Source organism: Devriesea agamarum (assembly GCF_900070355.1).
GTDB classification, from domain to species: Bacteria; Actinomycetota; Actinomycetes; order Actinomycetales; family Dermabacteraceae; genus Devriesea; species Devriesea agamarum.
Genome location: NZ_LN849456.1, coordinates 2,574,840 through 2,595,892 on the forward strand (window position 1 = coordinate 2,574,840; position 21,053 = coordinate 2,595,892).

At 59.8% G+C, this 21,053-nt stretch carries 17 protein-coding genes; 9 read left to right on the plus strand and 8 right to left on the minus strand.

What is annotated here, in order from left to right:
* Positions 1 to 162: 162 nt before the first annotated feature.
* Positions 163 to 744: a DUF4245 family protein gene (locus tag BN1724_RS12725; protein ID WP_172797121.1), complete on the plus strand. Its 582-nt coding sequence runs from the start codon at positions 163 to 165 to the stop codon at positions 742 to 744.
* Positions 745 to 806: 62 nt separating this feature from the next.
* Here the strand turns inward: BN1724_RS12725 and BN1724_RS10885 are convergent, their stop codons facing one another.
* A complete protein-coding gene (locus BN1724_RS10885; protein ID WP_058235384.1) occupies positions 807 to 1,115 on the minus strand; it encodes an exodeoxyribonuclease VII small subunit in 309 nt (102 codons plus the stop codon).
* Positions 1,116 to 1,272: 157 nt separating this feature from the next.
* Positions 1,273 to 2,556: an exodeoxyribonuclease VII large subunit gene (xseA, locus tag BN1724_RS10890; protein WP_058235969.1), complete on the minus strand. Its 1,284-nt coding sequence runs from the start codon at positions 2,554 to 2,556 to the stop codon at positions 1,273 to 1,275.
* A 331-nt stretch (positions 2,557 to 2,887) separates the two neighbouring features.
* Between xseA and BN1724_RS10895 the strand changes: the two genes are divergently transcribed.
* Positions 2,888 to 3,898 carry a 4-hydroxy-3-methylbut-2-enyl diphosphate reductase gene (locus tag BN1724_RS10895; protein WP_058235385.1) on the plus strand — a complete coding sequence of 337 codons (1,011 nt, stop codon included), beginning with the start codon at positions 2,888 to 2,890 and terminating at the stop codon, positions 3,896 to 3,898.
* A gap of 62 nt (positions 3,899 to 3,960) precedes the next feature.
* Here BN1724_RS10895 and BN1724_RS10900 read toward each other — a convergent pair whose 3' ends face one another.
* Positions 3,961 to 5,250, minus strand: coding sequence for a DNA recombination protein RmuC (locus tag BN1724_RS10900; protein ID WP_231928236.1), 1,290 nt, complete (start codon positions 5,248 to 5,250; stop codon positions 3,961 to 3,963).
* Positions 5,251 to 5,465: 215 nt separating this feature from the next.
* Between BN1724_RS10900 and ychF the strand changes: the two genes are divergently transcribed.
* The 5 genes from ychF to BN1724_RS10925 all read left to right on the plus strand — a co-directional run bounded on the left by ychF (position 5,466) and on the right by BN1724_RS10925 (position 11,344).
* Positions 5,466 to 6,569 (plus strand): redox-regulated ATPase YchF, encoded by a 1,104-nt coding sequence (gene ychF / locus BN1724_RS10905; protein ID WP_058235386.1) that lies wholly within the window; start codon positions 5,466 to 5,468, stop codon positions 6,567 to 6,569.
* Positions 6,566 to 7,717: a DNA adenine methylase gene (locus BN1724_RS10910; RefSeq protein WP_058235387.1), complete on the plus strand. Its 1,152-nt coding sequence runs from the start codon at positions 6,566 to 6,568 to the stop codon at positions 7,715 to 7,717. Before ychF ends, BN1724_RS10910 begins: the two co-directional genes overlap by 4 nt.
* Positions 7,718 to 7,730: 13 nt before the next feature.
* A complete protein-coding gene (locus BN1724_RS10915) occupies positions 7,731 to 8,444 on the plus strand; it encodes an EcoRI family type II restriction endonuclease (protein ID WP_058235388.1) in 714 nt (237 codons plus the stop codon).
* Positions 8,445 to 8,596: 152 nt separating this feature from the next.
* Positions 8,597 to 10,633: a recombinase family protein gene (locus BN1724_RS13390; protein ID WP_269447060.1), complete on the plus strand. Its 2,037-nt coding sequence runs from the start codon at positions 8,597 to 8,599 to the stop codon at positions 10,631 to 10,633.
* Positions 10,634 to 11,077: 444 nt separating this feature from the next.
* The gene (locus BN1724_RS10925; protein WP_058235389.1) at positions 11,078 to 11,344 is read left to right on the plus strand and encodes a hypothetical protein; all 267 of its coding nucleotides are present in this window, start codon (positions 11,078 to 11,080) and stop codon (positions 11,342 to 11,344) included.
* A gap of 139 nt (positions 11,345 to 11,483) precedes the next feature.
* Here BN1724_RS10925 and BN1724_RS10930 read toward each other — a convergent pair whose 3' ends face one another.
* The 5 genes from BN1724_RS10930 to BN1724_RS10950 all read right to left on the minus strand — a co-directional run bounded on the left by BN1724_RS10930 (position 11,484) and on the right by BN1724_RS10950 (position 16,994).
* Positions 11,484 to 12,095, minus strand: coding sequence for a response regulator transcription factor (locus BN1724_RS10930; RefSeq protein ID WP_058235390.1), 612 nt, complete (start codon positions 12,093 to 12,095; stop codon positions 11,484 to 11,486).
* The gene (locus BN1724_RS10935) at positions 12,092 to 13,555 is read right to left on the minus strand and encodes a sensor histidine kinase (RefSeq protein WP_058235391.1); all 1,464 of its coding nucleotides are present in this window, start codon (positions 13,553 to 13,555) and stop codon (positions 12,092 to 12,094) included. Before BN1724_RS10935 ends, BN1724_RS10930 begins: the two co-directional genes overlap by 4 nt.
* Positions 13,556 to 13,869: 314 nt before the next feature.
* A complete protein-coding gene (locus BN1724_RS10940) occupies positions 13,870 to 14,679 on the minus strand; it encodes an ABC transporter permease (RefSeq protein WP_058235392.1) in 810 nt (269 codons plus the stop codon).
* Complete coding sequence (locus BN1724_RS10945; protein WP_197671791.1) at positions 14,676 to 15,722, minus strand: ABC transporter ATP-binding protein; 1,047 nt, start codon at positions 15,720 to 15,722, stop codon at positions 14,676 to 14,678. The genes BN1724_RS10940 and BN1724_RS10945 overlap by 4 nt, the downstream gene beginning before the upstream one ends.
* 525 nt (positions 15,723 to 16,247) lie before the next feature.
* On the minus strand, positions 16,248 to 16,994 hold the full coding sequence (locus BN1724_RS10950) for an SAM-dependent methyltransferase (RefSeq protein WP_058235394.1): 747 nt from the start codon (positions 16,992 to 16,994) through the stop codon (positions 16,248 to 16,250).
* Between the two features lie 379 nt (positions 16,995 to 17,373).
* Between BN1724_RS10950 and BN1724_RS10955 the strand changes: the two genes are divergently transcribed.
* Positions 17,374 to 19,551, plus strand: a complete 2,178-nt coding sequence (locus tag BN1724_RS10955) for a family 20 glycosylhydrolase (RefSeq protein WP_058235395.1) — start codon at positions 17,374 to 17,376, stop codon at positions 19,549 to 19,551.
* An 83-nt stretch (positions 19,552 to 19,634) separates the two neighbouring features.
* Positions 19,635 to 20,912, plus strand: coding sequence for an alpha/beta fold hydrolase (locus tag BN1724_RS10960; RefSeq protein ID WP_331709463.1), 1,278 nt, complete (start codon positions 19,635 to 19,637; stop codon positions 20,910 to 20,912).
* The last annotated feature ends 141 nt before the right edge of the window (positions 20,913 to 21,053 follow it).

The following is a 21,053-nucleotide window of genomic DNA, read 5'->3' on the forward strand; positions in this document are numbered from 1 at the left end:
GCTTCGGGTGTGGCCGCCACGAGTGATCGAGGCGCGGCCGAGGGGCCGGAGTCAGATCGGGCTGAGATACCTGAGTTAGCTGGGGCCGAGGTGCAGATCCCACACGGCTCTGGCACGGAGCATCCGGAATTTTCTACTGCACCGAGGCCCGCGCATGGGCGGGTGACGAAGACGAGCCTGTCGGTGAAAAATATGGTGTGGGCGATTGGGCTCAACCTTGCGTTAGTCCTGGTGGTTGCGGGGATTGTGATTCTGCCGCAGTCGCAGACGGCAGACGCACCCCAGGGCTCTTCCCAGTCGACTACGAACCTGCCGGTGATTGCGAAGCAGGCCGAGGGGTCGGTGCCGTTTCCCGTGATGGTGCCAAGGCTTGGTGATGGATGGAAAGTGACTACTGTCAGGCTGTTGAGCGGTGATCACCCTGTGTGGACGGCGACGTGGTCTTCACCAGCTGGCGCCGCGGTCACGATGCGTCAAAGCCGTGATATTACGCCAGCTGCTATTCACGATGCTCAGCCCGGTGTGCGCAGATCAGGCCATGCGACGGTCGACGGGGTCACCTGTGATACCTATACCGCGACGGGCTCTGCCCAGTCGGCGGCTGATGGCGATGCGTCGGTGAAGGCGGTGCGTGCTCTTGCCTGTCCTGGTCCGGCATGGGGTCTGATCGTGACGGGAACAACCTCTCAGCAGGAACTGATTGATGTAGCTACGGCTGCTATTCGATCCGTGCCCCGCGCCTGATACATGAGGCCTGTCGCATCGGAGTATGGAGGGTGATAAGACGCAGGTTTTCGCGCCGCGGTTTACCCGTTGGTCTCCCGGGTGGCGATGACCGCGTTTAAGCGTTCTCTGGCACCGTGTAGCCATTGGTCGCAGCGGGCCGCGAGCTGTTCGCCGCGCTCCCATAGCGCAATGGATGCCTCTAAGTCCGTGGATCCCGCCTCAAGCTGTTGTACGACTTGAACGAGTTCGTCGCGAGCCTGTTCGTAACTCAGGTGGGCTATTTCGGGTGGGAGCTGCATCTCGGGCTCGGATGCGTGAGCGGAGTCCGAGTTGGTGTCGAGGTTGTTGTCAATCTCGGATGAGGTATCAGGGGTTTTTGCTGGTGTCATGGGATCTCCTGATCGTGAGTGATAGGTCGGTACGTGATGATCACTGGGTAAAGACGAGGTGAGCGGTGCTTAGTGGATGACGGATGACATGCTGATGATGTGTACGGGCACTGGGCGGATCTTGGGTGGGTCCTATGTGGGCGCTGGATTCTGTGGGTCAGGTCGAAACGGGGTGCGAGATCTCGGTATGAGCTAAAGGGTCCTGTTCAGTGCGTACGGCTCCGAATCGTCCTTCGGCAACCCGGACCGAGAGCTGAGCGCCAATTGGAAGCTCGGTGGGGTCTGTCACGACGGATCCGTTCTCAGATTGGACCACGGCATATCCGCGTTGCAGGGTGTTCAAGGGGGAGAGTGCTCTGAGCTGCCGCGTGAGGTGTCGGATTTCGTCGTGCCCACGGTAGAGCCGGGCATGAGTTAACGTCCGAGCTAGCGCGATGCGCCCGCGAATGAAGTCTGCGTGAGTGTCCACAATTGTTTCGGGGCACGCCAAAACCGGGCGTGAACGAAGAGAGTCGAGTGCTGCTTGGTCTTGATCTAAGCGTCGGCGCAAGATACTGCGAAGGTGAATGCGCGCGCCGTCGATCTGTTCGCGCTCGGTGGCGAGGTCGGGCACGATCTGTTTGGCCGCATCGGTGGGGGTTGAGGCCCGCAGGTCCGCGACTAGGTCAAGTAACGGGGTATCCACCTCGTGCCCGATGGCGGAGACGATCGGGGTTGTGCATGAAGCTGCTAGGCGGATGAGCTGCTCATCAGAGAACGGTAGAAGGTCTTCCAGTGATCCGCCGCCGCGCGAGATCACGATGACATCGACGTCATCGAGTTCTTCGAGTTCGCGCAAGGCCCCCATCACTTCGCCGACCGCTTTATCGCCTTGAACGGCGACTTCACGAATTTGGAATGCAATGGCGGGCCACCGGCGCTGCGCATTGACGACCACGTCCCGTTCAGCGGCTGAGGCTCGCCCGCAGATCAGGCCGACTGTTCGCGGTAAAAATGGCAGTGGTCGTTTGCGGTCGGCGTCGAACAGCCCTTCTGCAGCGAGAACACGCTTGAGATGTTCGAGCCTGGCTAGGAGTTCGCCGATGCCGACCGGTCGAATGTCGTCGGCTTCAAGTTGCAGGCTTCCACGTTTTGACCAGAACGTGGGTTTGGCATGGATCACAATGCGTGCCCCGGGCACGAGCTCAGCTCCGGTGGAGCGCAACACGTATTCCCGAACTGGGACTGAGAACGACATATCTACATCAACGTCCCGCAGAGTCATAAAGGCCATGCCGCTTCCTGGCCGTCGGTTGAGCTGTATGAGCTCGCCTTCGACCCACAGGGCAGACATGCGCGATATATATTCGCCGACCTTGACGCTGAGCAGCCGCAGCGGCCAGGGGTTGTCTGCGGTGGTCTCGGCAGCTGTTGCAGCGAGAGTGGAAGCGGGTTCGGTCATGGTGAACACTGTGCCATGCCTCTATGACAAACGTGGCGTGTTGACGTATGCGGTGGAAATCTGGGTGGCGCGGGTGGTGGTTGAACGTGGGTAGTGGTTGATCACGCACGCCGGTTGAACGAGGGCGGCGGTTGGAAGAGGGCGGTCGAGTGTGCGTGGCGGTTGATTGTGGGGGCAGATGGTCGAGTGTGTGTGCGTGGTCGTTGATTGTGGGTGGCGTATGGTCACAGGCGGTGATTGATTGTGAAGGGGGCGTGAGGATTCAGCTCTGTTTGGTCTGGCGGTGAACTGTGCCACGCCACGCTGTCGGGGCCTTCCGTAGGATGGTTGGGTGAGCCCAAAACGAGTTCTATTGGCCGAGCCGCGAGGCTATTGCGCCGGAGTTGACCGCGCGGTGGTCGCTGTTGAGCGTGCCCTGGAGCATTACGACGAGACGGTGTATGTCCGCCACGAGATCGTGCACAACAAATATGTTGTTGAGCGTTTGCGCGAGCAAGGGGCTGTGTTCGTGAAAGAGGTGGATGAGGTTCCTGAAGGGGCGCTTGTCATTTTCTCTGCTCACGGGGTGTCTCCGAGGGTGCGGGAGGAGGCTGCTGCGCGGAATCTGCGCACAATTGATGCCACCTGTCCGCTGGTGACCAAAGTGCACAAGGAAGCGGTGCGCTTTGCCAAGGACGACTATGACATTTTGCTCGTGGGTCATACGGGTCATGAAGAGGTGGAGGGCACTGCGGGGGAGGCGCCTGACCATGTGCAGGTGGTGAATTCACCGGAGGATACGGATCAGGTCACTGTGCGGGATCCGTCCAAGGTGGTGTGGCTGTCGCAGACCACGTTGAGTGTGGATGAGACTATGGAGACCGTTGATCGTTTGCGGAAGCGGTTTCCGCTGTTGGCGTCGCCTCCGAGTGATGACATTTGTTATGCGACCCAGAACCGGCAGGTTGCGGTGAAGAAAATCGCGCCTGAGAGTGACCTAGTTTTGGTGGTTGGTTCTGCTAATTCGTCGAACTCGGTTCGTCTGATGGAGGTTGCAAAAGAAAACGGCGCTCGCGATGCTCATCGGATCGATGCGATTGATGAGCTCGAAGATGCTTGGTTTGACGGGGTGGAAACGGTTGGCGTGACTTCGGGTGCGTCGGTCCCGGAGGTCCTTGTGCAACAGCTTTTGGATGAGCTTGCCCGGCGCGGGTACGGGAATGTTGAACCGGTGCGCACCGCCACCGAGGATCTTATGTTTTCCCTGCCGAGGGAACTTCGCCAGGAAATGAAGAAAAGTGGCGAGACGGATCGACGGGTGCGGCCTTCGGCCCGAGGCGGATGCAACGACGGCCTGGCCTAGTATTCGTCTGAGCGGACGTCATTGAGTGATTTCTTGTTCACATTTGAGGGCGCACCGGGTGTTTATGCTCCTTCTTGTGCGGCGTTGCGGGGACTTCCCATCGTGAACTTGGTGATCTGCTGATCCGCCGAGGCGGCATTCGCGAGATCGGCGATTTCGTCGTCGGACAAGGTCGTTGGGCGTCGTTCAATATCGGAGATTTCAGCGAGTGGGGTTCCCGCGATGGAAAGATCCTCGAACCGGCGGGCGGTCACTAAGACCCGGGAGCGCAAAGATCCGAGTGAGTCGTTATAGGCACCAACGGATGCTTCCAGGCTTCGACCCAGTTTCTGTACGTGCCCTAGGTAGGTGCCTAGCCGGTGGTGCAGCGTCCGACCCGCATCTAAAATCGCCTGGGTATTGCGATTTAATGCATCGGTGCGCCAGGTGTGAGCAACGGTGCGCAGCAGCGCCATCAAGGTTGAGGGGGTGGCGATTACGACGTCCCGGGCGAAAGCCTGTTCAAAAAGGGTGGGGTCTTCTTCCAGCGCAGCTGCCACGAATCCGTCGGCGGGTACGAACAGCACCACAAATTCCGGTGAGTCGCCGAGAGCAGACCAGTACGACTTTGCCGATAGCTTGTCGATATGAGAGCGCAGGGCCTTGGCATGGTCGCGGCGCCGACGCGCTGAAATGGATTCATCCTCGCTGCTGACAGCCTCTAAATACGCCTCCATCGGCACTTTCGCATCCACCACAACGTGGCGCCCACCGGACAGATGCACCACGAGATCCGGGCGCTGGCCACCATCTCCCGACACGTTCCGGCTCGCGGCCTGCTCTGTGAAATCGCAATGCTCGATCATGCCCGATGCTTCGACCACGCGGCGCAACTGCACCTCACCCCATCGGCCTCGCGCGGTCGGCGCCCTCAGAGCACTGACCAGGGCATTGGTGCCCTGTTGAAGCGATACAGACTGCTGAGCTAAAGCGCGCAACTGTTCTTGCAGCTCGCTTTCTGCCCGGGTACGTGCGGCATCAGTACGGGCCAACGACCGTTCCAGTAAAGCGAGAGTCTGGGCAACCGGTTGAACAGTTTGACGCAGGGCCGAGTCACGCAACTTATCCCGTGCATCCTGCTCAGCCTGCTCACGATCCCAACGTTCACTGGCGAGGTGTAAAAGCTGCTCCGAACTGGACCGCAGGGCCTTAGCTGATGCGGCTTCAAGCTCTGAGCTGAGACGGTTACGGTCTGCGAGTAAGAGCTCCATCGCCCCAAGGCGTGCGCGCAACACCGCCCACATCCCGCCCGCGCCGAGCGCAACGCCCACCGCCAGCATGAGCAGAGCCATAAACAGAGTGCCGATATCCATGGTTCCAGCAGACCACGGGGGTATGACATTTGAAAACTGGGTTCGGTGTGACCCGTGAACAGGTCCCTGGTAGGCACGGCCTCCAGTGGCGGGCGTGGCGTCCAGTGGTAGACGCCGGTGGGCAGGGCAGCCCCAGAGATGCCGGACGACCTGCTGAAAGCTGTTCGACCAGTTGCGCGCGACGAGCGGACCGTAAGCGCCTAGACTTCTCTCTTGTGGCTCTTACTATCGGAATCGTCGGTCTGCCCAACGTCGGCAAGTCAACCCTGTTTAACGCTCTGACCCGCGCAGAGGTGCTCGCTGCGAACTATCCGTTCGCGACGATCGACCCCAACGTTGGGGTCGTTCCGCTACCAGACCCGCGGCTTGACCAGCTCGCTCAGGTGTTCGGCAGCGAGCGAACCGTCCCGGCGTCCGTATCGTTCGTCGATATCGCGGGCATTGTGAAAGGTGCGAGCGAGGGCGAAGGGCTGGGGAACAAATTCCTCGCCAACATCCGGGAGGCTGACGCCATCTGTCAGGTGACCCGCGCATTTGCTGATCCCGACGTCACCCACGTCTCCGGTGCAGTCGATCCGGCGGCTGACATGGAGGTCATCACCACGGAGTTGATCCTGGCGGACCTGCAAACCTTGGAAAATGCACGCCCCCGGGTCGAAAAAGAAGTCAAGCGCAAGCTCACAGAGCCTACTGTGCTTGATGCCATGGATAAGGCAAAGGTGCTTCTGGAAAGCGGTAAGACTCTGTTCCAAGGCGCGAAAGCAGCCGGAATTGACGTAGAACCGCTGCGAGAACTCCACCTCATGACCGCTAAACCCTTCATCTACGTGTTTAATACGGATGAAGAAGGTCTGTCCGACACCGCGATGCAGGAAAAAATTCGGGCCGAGGTCGCCCCCGCTGAAGCTATTTTCCTGGACGCAAAATTTGAGTCCGAGCTGATCGAACTTGAACCTGATGAAGCCGCAGAAATGCTGGAATCCACCGGGCAAAGCGAATCTGGCTTAGATAAGCTCGCCCGCGTCGGCTTCGATACTTTGGGCTTGCAAACCTTCCTCACCGCAGGCCCCAAAGAAGCGCGCGCCTGGACCATCAAGAAAGGCGCGACCGCCCCGGAGGCTGCCGGCGTTATCCACACGGACTTCCAAAAAGGCTTTATTAAAGCCGAGGTGGTCTCCTTTGAACATCTGATCGAAGCCGGTTCCGTCGCCGACGCCAAGGCTAAAGGCTGGGTACGGATGGAAGGCAAAGAGTACGTGATGGTCGACGGGGATGTGGTGGAGTTCCGTACAGGTCTTACGTCAGGAAGCAAGAAATGAGTCAGGCGACGCTCTTCGAGCTTGGGCTCGACAACCAGGTAGAGCCCGGTGAAGACCCTTCCTACCTGACTCGACAGCTCGTTACCTATATCGGGAACAAGCGCGGCCTGGCCGGTCCGATCAGTCAGGCTGTCATCGATGCGCGAAATCGACTCGGCGGGCGAAAGTTGAGGTCGATCGACCTGTTCGCGGGTTCCGGGTTCGTCGCGCGCCTCTTGAAGAAGCATTCATCGCTGGTGGCGTCGAACGACCTGGAACTGTATGCGCAGGCGATTGGGGAGTGCTTCCTCGCTGACCGTGATGAGGCGCTGCTGGCCGAGGCGGCGCAGCACGCCGACCGCCTCAACCGTGCCGCGCTCGACGGGGCGTCGCACGACGGCTTTATCCGTGAGCTGTATTCCCCATCTAACGACCAATACATCCAGTTAGGCGAGCGAGTCTTTTACTCGAACGACAACGCGCGCCGCCTCGATTATTACGTCCAGGAGTTGGCGAAACTGCCGGAAGAGATCCGTTGCCTTCTTCTCGGGCCGCTGCTGTCAAGCGCATCGATTCATGCGAACACCGGAGGCGTCTTCAAGGGGTTCTATAAGGACAAGAATACCGGCATCGGCAAGTTTGGCGCGGCGGCTGGCGATGCCACGAGTCGGATCCTCTCCCCGATTACTCTCGAAGCGCCGGTTCAGAGCGTTTTCCGGTCCGAGCATGAAGTCTTTCGACGAGATGCTAATGACCTTGCACCCGATTTGGAATCCTTCGACCTGGTGTACATCGACCCTCCCTACAACCAGCACCCCTACGGGTCCAACTACTTCATGCTCAACCTCCTCGTGAACTATGAGCGTCCCGAGAAAGTGAGTCGGGTTTCCGGCATTCCGACGGACTGGAACCGCTCGGGGTACAACGTCAAGAAGCGATCTCTGACGCTCCTCGCTGACCTCTTCGAGAAAATCCGAGCGCGATTCCTCCTCGTGTCGTTCAACTCCGAGGGTTACGTGTCCACGGAGGAGATCAAGGGAGTGCTGGGCGCGCACGGTCGCGTCGATGAGGAGGTTTTGAAGTACAACACCTACCGCGCCAGCAGGAACCTGCGCGATAGGCCGATCCACGTGAACGAGCACCTTTTCCTGCTCGATCGAGAGGGCTGAGGAGAGGACTGAAATGGCTCAGAAAGCACGACTTCGGCAGAATCGCTATGGGACTGTCATCAACACGACCTCGTCGAAGCAGGAGATTCAGCTCGGCGACGCGCTCGTCAACGCCACTGAGCGTCTGACTGAGAAGTTCGGTATCGCGTTCAAGCATGAGAAGAAAGTGATGCTCGCTGACATCGTCGCCTCCCTCCGCGGCAGCTTCCCAACGGTGTCGTTCGGCGATCCGCTACCGAACACGTTCATGAGTCCCGACGGGGGCATTCTCTCGATCATGGCGGCGGACAGCGAGCGTACGTTCCCCGTGCTGATCACGGAAGTGAAGAACCAGGGGACCAACGACCTGCGGACGCAAGAAGGTCTGAAGAAGCAGGCGATGGGTAATGCCATCGAGCGCCTCGGGAAGAATGTGATCGGCTTCCGTGCAATGATGCTGGAAGACGGCATAATCCCCTTCGTGTGCTTCGGTTATGGCTGGGACTTCCATGAAGGCAGCTCGATTCTCGACCGAGTGAAGACCATCGCAATGTTTGGTGAGTTGAACCAAGTGAATGTCATCCCCGAGGGCGAAGAGGGTCTTTTCAACCGTGGCAGCTTCTTCTTCCGCCTGGAGCCGTGGTCCTTGGAGGAAATGTCGGATGTCATGTTCGACGTCGGGAGCCGCGCGATTCACTACTACTTCGCCAAGTTTGGCGACGACAGATTCAGGATGATCGGATCCTGACCTGCCGCTCAGTACCATCGGTAGAGGCTGGTCGTTCGAGGTCCCCGTGACTTAACGGTTGCGAGGGCCTTCGTGTACCGCGGACACGCAGATCGAACTCTTCGCCTCAGATGTAAGAGCGCGACGGCTAGAGTGCTGTACGGGGTTACTTCTTGCGGTATCGTTGGCTCACTAACGATCGCTCGTCCGCGCCCCGCAAGGCAGCCATCTACCTCCGAATCTCTCAGGAACGCGAGATGGACGGGCTCGCTATCGACCGCCAGCGCGAGGACTGTGAGAACCTCGCCCGGTTCCGGCGCTGGGAGGTCGTCGAGATCTACGTGGACCAGTCGAAGAGTGCCACTAACCGGACTGCTATCCGCCCGGATTATGACCGCATGGTCGCCGACTACCTGCTCGGACGGTTCGACGCGATCATCTGCTACGACCTCGATAGGCTCCCCAGACAGCCCCGGCAGCTGGAGGACTGGATCGACGCCGCCGAGCTGCGAGGACTCGCCCTCGTCACGGCCAACGGCGATGCAGACCTCTCCACCGACGGCGGGAGGATGTATGCATGCATCAAGGCCGCCGTGGCTAGTGCCGAGATGGAGCCCCAGTACCAGACAACCGGGCGATCAGTACCGCAGTGGCGAAAACGATTGCTCCTGAAGTTGAGGATTTGCGTGCCTAATAACGAGTTCGGAGATTTCCAGACCCCTCTCGGGCTAGCGACGCAGTGCCTTACCGTGCTTGGCCTGTCGGGGAACGCCCGAATCTTCGAGCCCACATGCGGTCAGGGTTCATTCCTTGAGGCCGCGACAAAGCTTGCACCGGATTCCGAGCGGTTCGGCGTGGAGATCAACCCGGAGTATTCCGCTCACGCGTCTAAGTGGGGCATGATCAGCACAGCTAACGTCTTCCAGATCACGATGCCTGATGCAGCCGCATGGGAGGATGATGGCCCGCTCTTTGTCGTGGGCAATCCGCCGTGGGTGACGGCTGCTGAACTCAAGAGGATGGACTCGGAGAATCTCCCACCGAAGGAGAACTTCAAGCAGGTTAAGGGTCTTGACGCCCTCCTGGGGGCATCGAACTTCGATGTCTGTGAGTACATCATCCTCAAAGCTCTACGCGAATTCTCGGGCCAGCAGTTCATGCTTGGCATGCTCTGCAAAACACAGGTCGCTCGCAATGTGATCGAGTACGCCTCAACCATCGCATTGCCTATTGCCAACGCAGCGATCTACCGCATCGATGCCCTACGCTGGTTCGGCGCCGGCGTCGACGCCTGCTGGTTCACCGTTGAAGTAAACCCCACAGTTGACGAGCCCGATTACACCGTCTCGATCTTTCAGGATGTGTTCGAGCCGGGAGCACGGCCTGTGAGGAGATTTGGCGTCGTCGACTCGCTCTTGGTGTCAGACGTCGATAAATACATGTCCGTGCGCCAGGCGGATGGCAAGTCGCCGTACGTGTGGAGGTCCGGCCTCAAGCATGATGCATCCAGCGTATTCGAGCTCGTCGCTAGCCCGCAGCCGACAACCAAGAAGGGCGTACAGCTCGACCTGGAGCCAGAATATGTATTTCCGTTCCTTAAGAGCACGGATGTCTTCCGGGGTCGGCACCGTGTACACAGCAAGTGGGTTATCGTCCCTCAGATGGAGTTTGGAGCTGACACCAAGCACCTACGCACGAATGCTCCCAAGCTTTGGAACTACTTCAAGGCCAATGCCGAGGCTCTCGACGGGCGTAAGTCGACGATATACAAGAACCGCCCGCGGTTCTCTGTGTTTGGACACGGCGAATACACGTTCGCGCCTTACAAGGTTGCTGTTTCCGGCTTGCACAAGGAACCGGTGTTCCGGCTCGTGTCGCCGCTCAATGACCAACCTGTCGTCCTGGATGACACATGCTATCTGTTGCCCTTTGATGACCCGACAGAGGCGGCTGTCGTCACGGCGATCTTGAATAGCCCAGAGTGCGTCGCACTAATCAACTCCCTCGTGTTTTGGGATTCGAAGCGCCCGATCACCAAAAAGCTGTTATCTCGGCTTGACCTTAATCGCCTTCCCGTGAACGCTGATGTTATCGCCGCTGAAGCGGAGGCTGAGGCCCAAGCCCTCATGCTCCCATTCAATCCTGACCGTGCCATTGGGCTGATCGGTCGACTAGGCGAAACAACTGAGCCGGTGGCTATGCTCTTCTAAGACTGGTCACGTGGTGTCTCAATCAGTATGCCGACACTGCCCAGTATCCATAGGGCAGCTTCCAGCCATACCGTGCGGTCCTGTATGTAGAACCAAATGCGGGCGGTTCCCTTCGTCGTTGATTTATGTTGCTAGCGCTCATGAGTCTTCCCGCCGCGTGTGATGACGCAGAGCTCGCCCGCCTTGTCTCATTTTCCCGTTGACATGGTTAGGGTCGCTCCACGATGTCGTTGTCATCCAGCGATTCGAGATTATCGGCGTGGAGGCCTGAGGCGAGGGCTGTTGCCATGTCCTTCCAGGACGTTAGCTCAGCAATCGTTAGGCGCGGCTAACTGGTAGTGAACGACACCCTCGCTCAACCCCCACACCACCCGATGACAGATGTCATGAATTCGGTGACGCCTGTGCCTATTTGCTGCGTCGCGAAACTGGCACGGTTGAAGCATGACTAGATGGACACAGGATGAGCAACCGCAGCAGGCCCGGGTCAATCGGAGTTTTGCTGCGGACATGATGAGCATCGGCCCGGCGTCCACCCTCGGCAGGGAATTATTGGCGGCTGTACTTCAGATCGGTGTGGTGGCGCTGCTGCTCTTTGTGATTGTCCCGGATCGGCTTCCCGATCTGTGGCGTTGGGTGTTACTGACCGTAACGCTTATCTATTTTGTGGTTCGCTTCGCCGCGGGTTTTCCGAAGTGGCGCCGGCATTAAGGGTCAAATATGACGCATTGGTTCGTGAAGACCCGGCTTCATCATCGGTATAAAACTCGGCCCCAGTCTCGGTATCGGTGTGAAAATCTGGCGTCACTATCGACATTAATGCTCAACTATCGATACTAAAGCCCGCCGTTTAAATCCACCCTTCATTCCACGCTATTCTCGCTGCGGAGACGCGGGTTTCTGCGCCGAGCTTGGTCATTGCTGTGGATAGGTAGTTGCGCACTGTGCCTTGCGCTAAATGGGTACGTTCGGCGATGACGCGGATTGTTGCCCCGTCCAGGGCTTCTCTGAGTACTTCGATCTCCCGATCTGTCAGTGGGCAGTTGCTTTCGGACAGGGCTGCGGTGGCGACTGTTCCGTCCACGTAGCGACCGCCGCTATGGACCGTGCGGAGGATATGCGGGAGTTCCTTCACCGAGGTTGCTTTGGTGACGAATGCGAGGACGCCTGCGTCGAGTGCGCGCCGCAGTACCGCAGGCCGGGCGTACCTGGTGAGCAGGATTACCCGTGTTTCCGGCGAGCGAGTTTTGATGGCGTTCGCGACTTCCAATCCGTCGAGCTTCGGCATTTCTAGGTCGAGCACGGCGATGTCGGGCCGAATGCGCCCGATCACCTCGGTAGCTTCCTTGCCGTCTTGGGCTGTGCCGACGATCTCGATGTCCTCTTCCAGACCGAGCAGCGTCACAATTGCTTCCCGTAGCAGCAGCTCATCATCGGCAAGAACCACGCGGATCCGGTTCATTCGAGATTTCCTTTCACTGGCGAACCGTTGTCGGTGACGATGGCATCTGCGGGCTTCGTTGGCATTGAATGAGTGCGGTCGCTGGCCTGGATTCTGTGGTTTGCCATGTCGCTGTCTGACATTCCCTCGACTGTTATTTTGCTGTCTGGCGTTCCCCTATCTAACGTCGTAGCGCCTCGGCTATGTACATCGCCCATGGGGAGGGGAAGCCAGCAGGAAAGGCGTCCACCGCGTTCCTGGGTGAAGTCGAGTGTGCCGCCCATCGCCCGGTAACGTTCGGCGAGCATTATCAGGCCAGCCCCGGACGGGCGGCCAGCCGCAGGCGGTTGGGTTGCCTCCGACGACTGTCCCGCCCTGTATCGTGCTGGTTTTAAGTACGCAGGCTGGGACTTTGCCACTGCTGCGCCCGGGCCGGAATCGGTGACGACCAGCGCAATCCCGGCACGTCTATGACGTGGCTGCTGACGGACCGAAAGTGAGCAGCTGTGCGCTTGGGTGTGCTTAAGAATGTTCGTGATCCCTTCCCGGACACTCAGGCCGAGCAGGCGATCAGTGTCGTCGTCGAGACCGGATATTCCAATCGTGTCCCGGGTGACCTCGATGCCTGCGGAGCGGAGCACCCGAACCGCGTTAGCTATTTCCTCATCCAGTCGAACCTCCCGATTCGCGTGGACGAGGCGATGCATTTCATCCAATGCATCCAGCGTGATGGCCTGGATGCGCTCGGCGTGCTGAGCGGCGGCGGCGTAGTCCGCCCGGTCAATAAGTCGGCTGACGAGCTCCGCTTCGACGGTGATCAGGCCGAGGTGTTGCCCCTGAATGTCGTGGAGGTCTCCGGCGAACCGTTTCCGTTCGGTGATGACGGCGCGCTCGGCCTCCAAGGTGCGCAGGTCATCCAGTTCGATCAGGAGAATGTAGATCGAATCCTGTCCGATCACTCCGAGGGCGATCAGCGCTGCGACAAGCAGTGTCAGCCCGTCCCAGCTGTGCCCTTGGGCCATATCGATCACAAAGGTTGCCAGGCCCGTTGCGAGCGTGACCGCAAACAGTCGCACGATGCCCGACCAGAAAGGCCCCGTGCATATCGCGCTCAGAGCCCAGGTCAGAGGAATCGCGACAGCGACAGTCGGTGATTTCGAGGCGGGCACCAGGGTGATGACCGTCAGCGTCATGAGCAGCACGGCGATCCGCAACGCACGCCGCACTGCCGGCCCACGCAGCCACCGAACACCCCGATGATGCGGTGCGAATTCCGCTATAACCAGGAATGACGCTCCCGCACTTACGCACACTGAGGCGAGTATTGCAGGGATCACCACGGCCGCCGGGCGCGGTGCCTGAATGAAAGAAATAGCTGGGGCGATGAGTGTCCCGAGTGCCAAGAGAATATGCGTGAGGTGAACATAGGCGAAGATCGCGCGGAAACGATCATGGTCTGACGCTGATCCGGGTCGGTTCATATCCACCTCCGTATGTGGCCTCGTCTGTGCGCTGTGTGGATGCCATCATCATCTCCCGGGTTTGCTGTGCATCGCCGCCTTTGGATGAGGGGATCGCCAGGTGCGGTATCAGTTCATCTTGTGGTTCTGCGTTGCGAACCCAGCACCGAGTGCCGCCGTCATCGCGATTGTCCTTTGGCGTCAACCTTCGTCTTCATGGCAACCGTCCTCGTAGTGTTAATCGTCGGCTTCACACCGATGACCGGTTAACCGTCCGCTTCCCGCGGATAACCGTCGTCTTCACGCCGATGCCTTACACAACGCCAACCTGTCGTTTAATGTCGACGCTCCCAACGGAACGTTTTCCAGCTGATCAGAGTCAGAATGACGATCCACGCGACCATATAGATGAGGTCGAGGAGGATCGGCCCGACCCTCATCGCATCCGAGTGCCATCCGACCGTTGCGAGGTGTCCGTTGGCTACCAAGGGCACAGCAGCTAAAGCCCGGGCAATTCCGGGATCCACAGCCGGGAGCACAGATACCGCACTCATTGCGGCGATAAAGAACGGCATCATGGTCCACTGCGCTTTTTCAGGCGTGGAGGTGAAGCCGCTGGTCGTAATCCCAGCTAGATCCGCGATGACGATACCCAGGAGTGCTGAGATCGCCACCCACATCGGGTTCTGCGGCAAAGGTGCACCGAGGATCACCAAACCGGTGAAGACCGCAAGGATCTGGACGATGCCCACCAGCAGTGGTGGTACGAGCAGTCCCGTGATGATGCCGGCGTTCGGCAACGCGGTGGTGCGCAGGCGCTTGAGGGCGAGAGTGTGCCGGCGGGCGGTCAGAGTATTCAGCGCGACAAAGTAGACGGTAATGCACTGGACGGCGACTAGGTTTCGTCCGGCAATGTGGGCCCACGCCTGCGGGTTGTTGGAGTTTTCGGTGACCGCTGTGATCGCGATGAGACCAGCTGGAAGTAACAAGGTGAGAGCGATCATCGCGGGCTGCCGCACAAAGGTAAGAGTTTCCGCGCAGGCTAAAGCCCACAGCAGCTGGATGGGACGCTTAGCTCGGCGCGGCGATGGATGCCGCAGGGCGTGCCGTTGTGGTTTCGATGAGGTGGCAGGGCCTGTGGTCATGGCGTGGCCTTTCGGTGAGCAGTACCAGAGGGGTTGTGAGCCGAATCCCCGTTGTCGACAGTGGTGGCCTGATGGCCAGCCTGATGGCCGGTGCTCCCCCTCAAGGACGGGCTCTCGTCAAGAACCGGGATGGGCGCGTTGCTCGGTGCATTGACCGCAGGCACCTCGAAAAATACGTCTTCGAGTGAGGCCGGTGAGCAGCGCAGTTGGTGCAACGGGAGGTTGTGGGACCGGGCCCAATCGATGACTGCTCCCACATCGAGCTGCAATAGCGGGGTTCGGATGGTGACGGTGAGGTCGTCGTCGGTTCGGCTGATCTCGACCTCTCCACGGACCGTCCGCTGAAGTTCGGCTAGGTGAGTGTTCGATAAGTGTCCGCGGAAGCTAATGTGTGCGGGGATTGAAGCCAGAACCTCCGTCATCGGACCTTCGATCGCGACGCATCCGCGGTCAAGAATCGTGACGTGATCGGCGAGGTTTTGCGCCTCGTCGAGATAGTGGGTGGTGAGCAGGATGGTTGATCCTTTGGCGTTGAGCTCGCGGATGATGTCCCACATGGTTCGACGTGACTGCGGATCCAGGCCGGTGGTTGGTTCGTCCAGCACGATCAGCTCCGGGTGCCCCCAGATTGCCATTGCAAAATCTAGACGGCGCCGCTCACCTCCAGATAGAACCGCTACTGGGGTTTTTCGCCGATGCATCAGGCCGACGACCTCCAACACCCGGTCAATGGAGTCTTCCCGGACGTTTAATCCCCGCCAGAGCGAGAGCTGCCCGAGCACGGTCATTTCATCGACGAGTCCGGACTCCTGAAGCATGGTGCCGGTGCGCGCCGCCACCGCGGTTCGGTGCCGCCAGGGATCCTGTCCGAAGACCCTCACCGTTCCACTGCGTGGGCGGTGAAATCCTTGAATGGTTTCCAACAGCGTGGTTTTGCCTGCTCCGTTGGTGCCGAGAAGAGCATGGATCCGACCCTCTTGAACTGTGAACGAGACCTCGTTGACTGCGGTGAATTGTCCGTAGGTGCAGGTCAGAGAGTCCACTGCGACAGCATGTGATTCCGTTGCGACAGCGTGTGTTTCCCCCACGATGGCGGTTGTAGGTGCCGTTGCGGATGTCGGCTCCGCGGGCGATGCCGGAGTCGCAGCTGTTGCCGACACCGTGGTAGACACCGGGGTCGCAGTGGTCGCGGATCTGGTGTGGGATCGGTTGTGCGGGCGATGCTCGATCATGCTTCAACCATGTCTGGGTCGCTACCAAGGGGGCCAGGCACGGTCGTCACCGGTCTACATGACATCTGTCATCGGGGGAGGCAGGGCGGTACGCAGAACGTGAGCGAGGGTGCTCAGTGCCGTTAGTGTGCACTGCGGTGCAGAGCACTGGATGGTGCGCGGTAGGCGGCGCGTCGGTGACACCGCGAATGCGCTATGGGCGAGGCAGAAGATGGATGCTTCGCCTCGCCCATAGCGCGTTAGCCCGTGGATGCCCTGACAGCGGAGATATTCGCCCGCTAAAACCCTCGGCTCACTCGTCCGCGGGCACTGGTTATGTGCGGTGGGGTTCCTGTTTTACCGCGCGATCAGTGCGAATAGCCCCCAGCCGAGGTGGGCTCGGATGTATGTCGCGTACTGTTGCGGTTCGGTGCGCAGCAGCCTTCGGACCTCGTCGTGGAGTTCATGCTCGGGGTTCGCGTCGGCCCACCTGCGCATGGCCAGCCACTGCGGGGCCTGGTAGCGGTCCCAGGATTCTTCGGTGGAGCAGACCATATCGACTACGTCGTAGCCCTCGGTATTGAACAGCGCTAAAAGCTCTGGCAGTGGGAAGAAAGTTCCTGCATGCGAGAGCCCGCACCCGTCGATCACCTCGGGGGTGGGGTGTCCGTTGCGCCAGTACGGCTCACCGATCAGCAGGATGCCGCCGGGCTTCAGGCTGCGGCTTAGCAGTTTCAATGTGCCCAGGGCGCCGCCGCCGATCCAGGTCGCGCCCATGCATATGGCGATATCGACAGGGTCCTTCGCCACGTAGTTGGAGGCGTCGGCCTCGATGAACTGTACGGACTCGCTCACGCCGAGTTCGGCGGCGCGAGCATGGGCCTGGGCGAGGAAGTCGGCGCTCAGATCCACGCCGATGCCGGTGGTTTGGTGATCGCGGGCCCAGGTGGTGAGGAGCTCACCAGATCCGCACGCCAGGTCGAGGATGGTGGCGCCTGCCGGGAGATCTAGTCGGTCGCCGAAATCGGACAGCTGCCGTTCGGTGAGTGGATTGTGGATGCGGTGTCGGGACTCACGAATAGAAAAAATACGAAGGTCGAACATGTTGGTGCTCCTTACGCTGTTTTGGTGTGCCATGGGGCATGGTGGTGGGAAAGCCGTGGGCCGGCGACAGGACCTTCATGCTGCATCGAACCTTTCATTGGAATCTGGTCGGGTAAGTGCGACCAGGAGGAACTTCGGATGAGTTCGTCAGCGTCGATGGTAGGAAACAAAGGCTGCGATGCCCAGCGAATTATTGACTGGATATGACGGTGTTGCGATCTATACGAGCACCAATGCGCAGAAACCGTAGAGGCCTGCGAGTCAGCCAGCCGCGCGACCTGCGGGCCTTAGTTCCCGACGTGACTTGGGTCGCAAGTGATACGCTCCTCAGAATTCGTCCGGACCTTATGGGTCACCTTGTCGTTATTGAGGAGCAACGATGGTCCGTTTTCGTCCTGTGGTGGCGGCGCTCGCCACAATTGTGCTCGGTGCTACCGGTTTGAGTACCGGCGCATCTGCCGCCCCCCACGATCCCTCAGCGGCGCAAAGCCATGTTGGCGCGCCGCTGACCGCTAGTGTCCCGGATCTAGGCCTCGTGCCAGTGCCGGCGAAACTTACCCAAAAAACCTCGGAACCTGGGTTCACTGTGAACCGGAAAACCGTGATCTTGGCGGCTCCCGACGCGATGGCATCGGCGGAGCTCTTGGCGCAGGTTATGCGCCGTTCAACCGGTTATCCGCTGCCCGTGAAGCCACTGCACCCAAAGTCTGCTCAGCAGCAAATCCAGCAGGTGCAACAGGAGGTGCAGCAGCACGTCCAGCAGCCGGTGAGAAAAGCCAATGCGATTGTGCTGGAATCGGCGACGCCTCAGGAGGTGCCGTCGGCTGCCGAGGGATATCGACTCGAGAGCAGCACTCATGACGTGCGTATCAGCGCGGTCACAGACCACGGATTCTTCAACGGCATGCGTACCCTGCTGCAACTGCTACCGGGTTTCATCCACTCGTCGCAGGCTGTGCGCAGCCAATGGGTGATCCCGGCTGTTGATATCCAAGACGCCCCACGCTTTTCCCACCGGGCAATCATGCTCGATGTGGCCCGGTCATTCCTCACGGTCGATGAAGTGAAGTCCGTGCTGGATCACATGGCCGACGTTAAAATGAGTGTTCTGCACCTACACCTGGCTGATGACCAGGGATGGCGCATTCAGGTCACGAACGATGGGCGCGTCCCCGGTGACGATATTGACTACACTCGGTTGACCTCCATCTCAGGGGCCACCGCCATGGGTACGCACGGCGGCCAGGGATTCCCGGAGAAGGGGCGCACCGGTTTTTACACCCAAGATGACTACCGGGAACTTGTGAAGTACGCCGCGGAGCGCCACATTACGGTGATACCCGAAATTGATCTTCCCGGTCATACAAATGCGGCACTGCACGCGATTCCGCAACTCAACACCCCGGGGTCATCGCATGCGGCCACCGCAGAAAATCCCACCGCTCCGGCGAATGGAACGGGATCTGTGGGGTACTCCTACCTGGATCCGAACAGCCCGGTGACGTTCACCTTCATCAAGCATGTCCTGACCCAGCTCGCTGAGATCACTCCGGGCCAATACATGCATGTCGGCGGCGATGAATCGCACGACATGACCAAGCGATACGGCACCGCCGGATACACGGAGTTCCTGGCCAAGGTCAAGCACATCGTCGATGAGACCGGTAAAAAGCCGATGGGCTGGAATGAATACGCCTCAGTCCCGCTAGAACCGGGCGATGCGGTTCAGTACTGGTGGGGCGACACCTCCCACACCGTGGCTGCGGTTAAAGATCGGGGTGCCAAAGTCGTGATGTCCCGCGGACAGTCGTCCTACCTCGACCAGAAGTACAACGCGAAGACTCCGCTTGGTTTGGCCTGGGCCTGCAGCGGAACCTGTGACGTGCGCCAGTACTACGACTGGGATCCGGGTACAGTTGTCAAAGGCATCGACGACTCCGGCATCCTCGGACCGGAGGCGCCACTGTGGTCAGAAACGGTGCGCGGTGTATCACAGGCAGAGTTTTTGGTCTGGCCGCGCGCCATAGCTCACGCCGAAATCGGCTGGAGTCCGCAAAACCGTCGCAACGTCGATCAGTTCCTGCAGCGTCTAGCTCACCAAGGAGTGGCGCTCACAGCTGAGGGCGCAAACTTCTACGACACCCCGCAGGCAAAGTGGTCCGCCGAAGTGGCCGGAATCGATGCCCAGGCCCGCGCCGATCGGCCAGCCACGATGGATGTGGGGCTGATCGCGGCTCCAGGGACGGTTGTCTCCGCTGATAAGCAGCAGCTCGGCCCGGATCTGAAAGACGACGCCGACGGTGTATCCGCATCGGTTCTCACCGAGGGAACCAAGGCTGTCATCGACTGGGGAGATGGTTCCACCTCACCTGCGACGCTGAACCTGAAGGATCCGCGTTCGTCGATCCGACGCACCGGCATGATCGGTGTCTCCGGTAACCACCGTTACGCATCCGCTGGCACCTACCAGGGCACGATCACAGTGAATAGCCCGGCAGCGGGCGGTTCGACCGCGTCGGCCATGAAGGTACCGTTCACGGTGACCGTGCGGCGGTAAATAACCGTACGGCGATAAATATTTGTAGGATCGCACGATCCCGGGCACCGACTTGTCGGTGCCCGGGATTAGGATCTATGGCCATGACACATGTGAAGGGCTCTGCCACACTCAACGGCTTGCACCTGACCGAGCACACGCTCACTGTTCCACTGGTATACGAGGATCTCGCCCATGGCGGATCGTCAGATTCCCGTACCCTGGAGATTTTTGCGCGGGTTGCCACGCGCCCCGGAGGCGAGCACCTTCCCTACCTGGTGTTCCTTCAGGGCGGGCCGGGATGTGAGGCCCCGAGGCCATCGTTCTCTCCGCTGCAACCGAACTGGCTCGACGCCGCACTCGAGCACTACCAGCTGGTGTTGCTCGACCAGCGCGGCACCGGACGGTCCACCCCGGTCGGTGACGACACCCTTGAGCGCCTTGGCTCCGACGCCACAGCGGAATATCTCACCCATCTGCGCGCCGATTCGATTGTGAATGACTGTGAGGCACTGCGCGAACACCTAGGGGTCGAGCGCTGGAGCGTGCTCGGCCAGTCCTTCGGCGGTTTCACACTGCTGAACTACCTCAGCCGATTCCCTGAATCCGTTGAATCCGCCTACTTCACCGGCGGCTTGTCGGCGGTCGGTCGGCCCAGCGACGACATCTATGCGCTGTGTTACGACAAAATGCGTGATGCCACCGAGGCGTTTTACCGGCGTTTTCCCCAGCATCGGGACACGATTCGAGGACTGGTGGAGCAATGCCGAGCAGGTGAGATCACCCTTCCCGACGGGGAAATCGTCTCGGAATCTCGGTTGCGCAGTCTCGGACACTGCCTCGGGTCGAACGACGGCTGGCTCGGTTTGCACTACCTCCTGGAATGCGATCCGCGCAGCAACGCCTTCCGCTACGATCTCGCCTCACTCTTACCGTACGGCGGTCGTAACCCCCTGTATTACGTCATCCACGAATCCTCATATGCCGACGGCTGCGTCACGGATTGGGCTGCTGAGCGCACTATGCCCGGAGACTTCCGAGATGACGTCACCTTGCTCACCGGCGAACACGTGCGGCGTGAATGGCTCGACACGGTTCCGGCATTAATGCCGTGGAAAGAGGTCGCCTTGCGGATTGCCGCGCATGAATGGCCTCGCGTGTATGACGCCGATGCCTTAGCGGCATCGGGTGCTCATGGGGCAGCGGCCGTGTACTACACCGACGTCTATGTTCCAGTTGAGTTCTCCATGCAGACGGCGAGGCTCCTGCCAGGCGTGCGCACCTTTGTGACCAGTGAGCATGAGCACAACGGTTTGCGGGCGAGCGGCGGAGAGCTGCTGTCACACCTGATTGATCTCGCCCATGGTCGTGTTGTTCGCTGAGCTGACCATGTTGTGCGGGCATGGTGTCCCCGTGCGTGACCTGTCCACTCATGGGCGCTGTACGCACGGGGTCGCGGCGGCGCAGTACCATCGGCGGACGTACGTCCATTCTGGGACTTAAAAACCTCATCTATGAGGAGA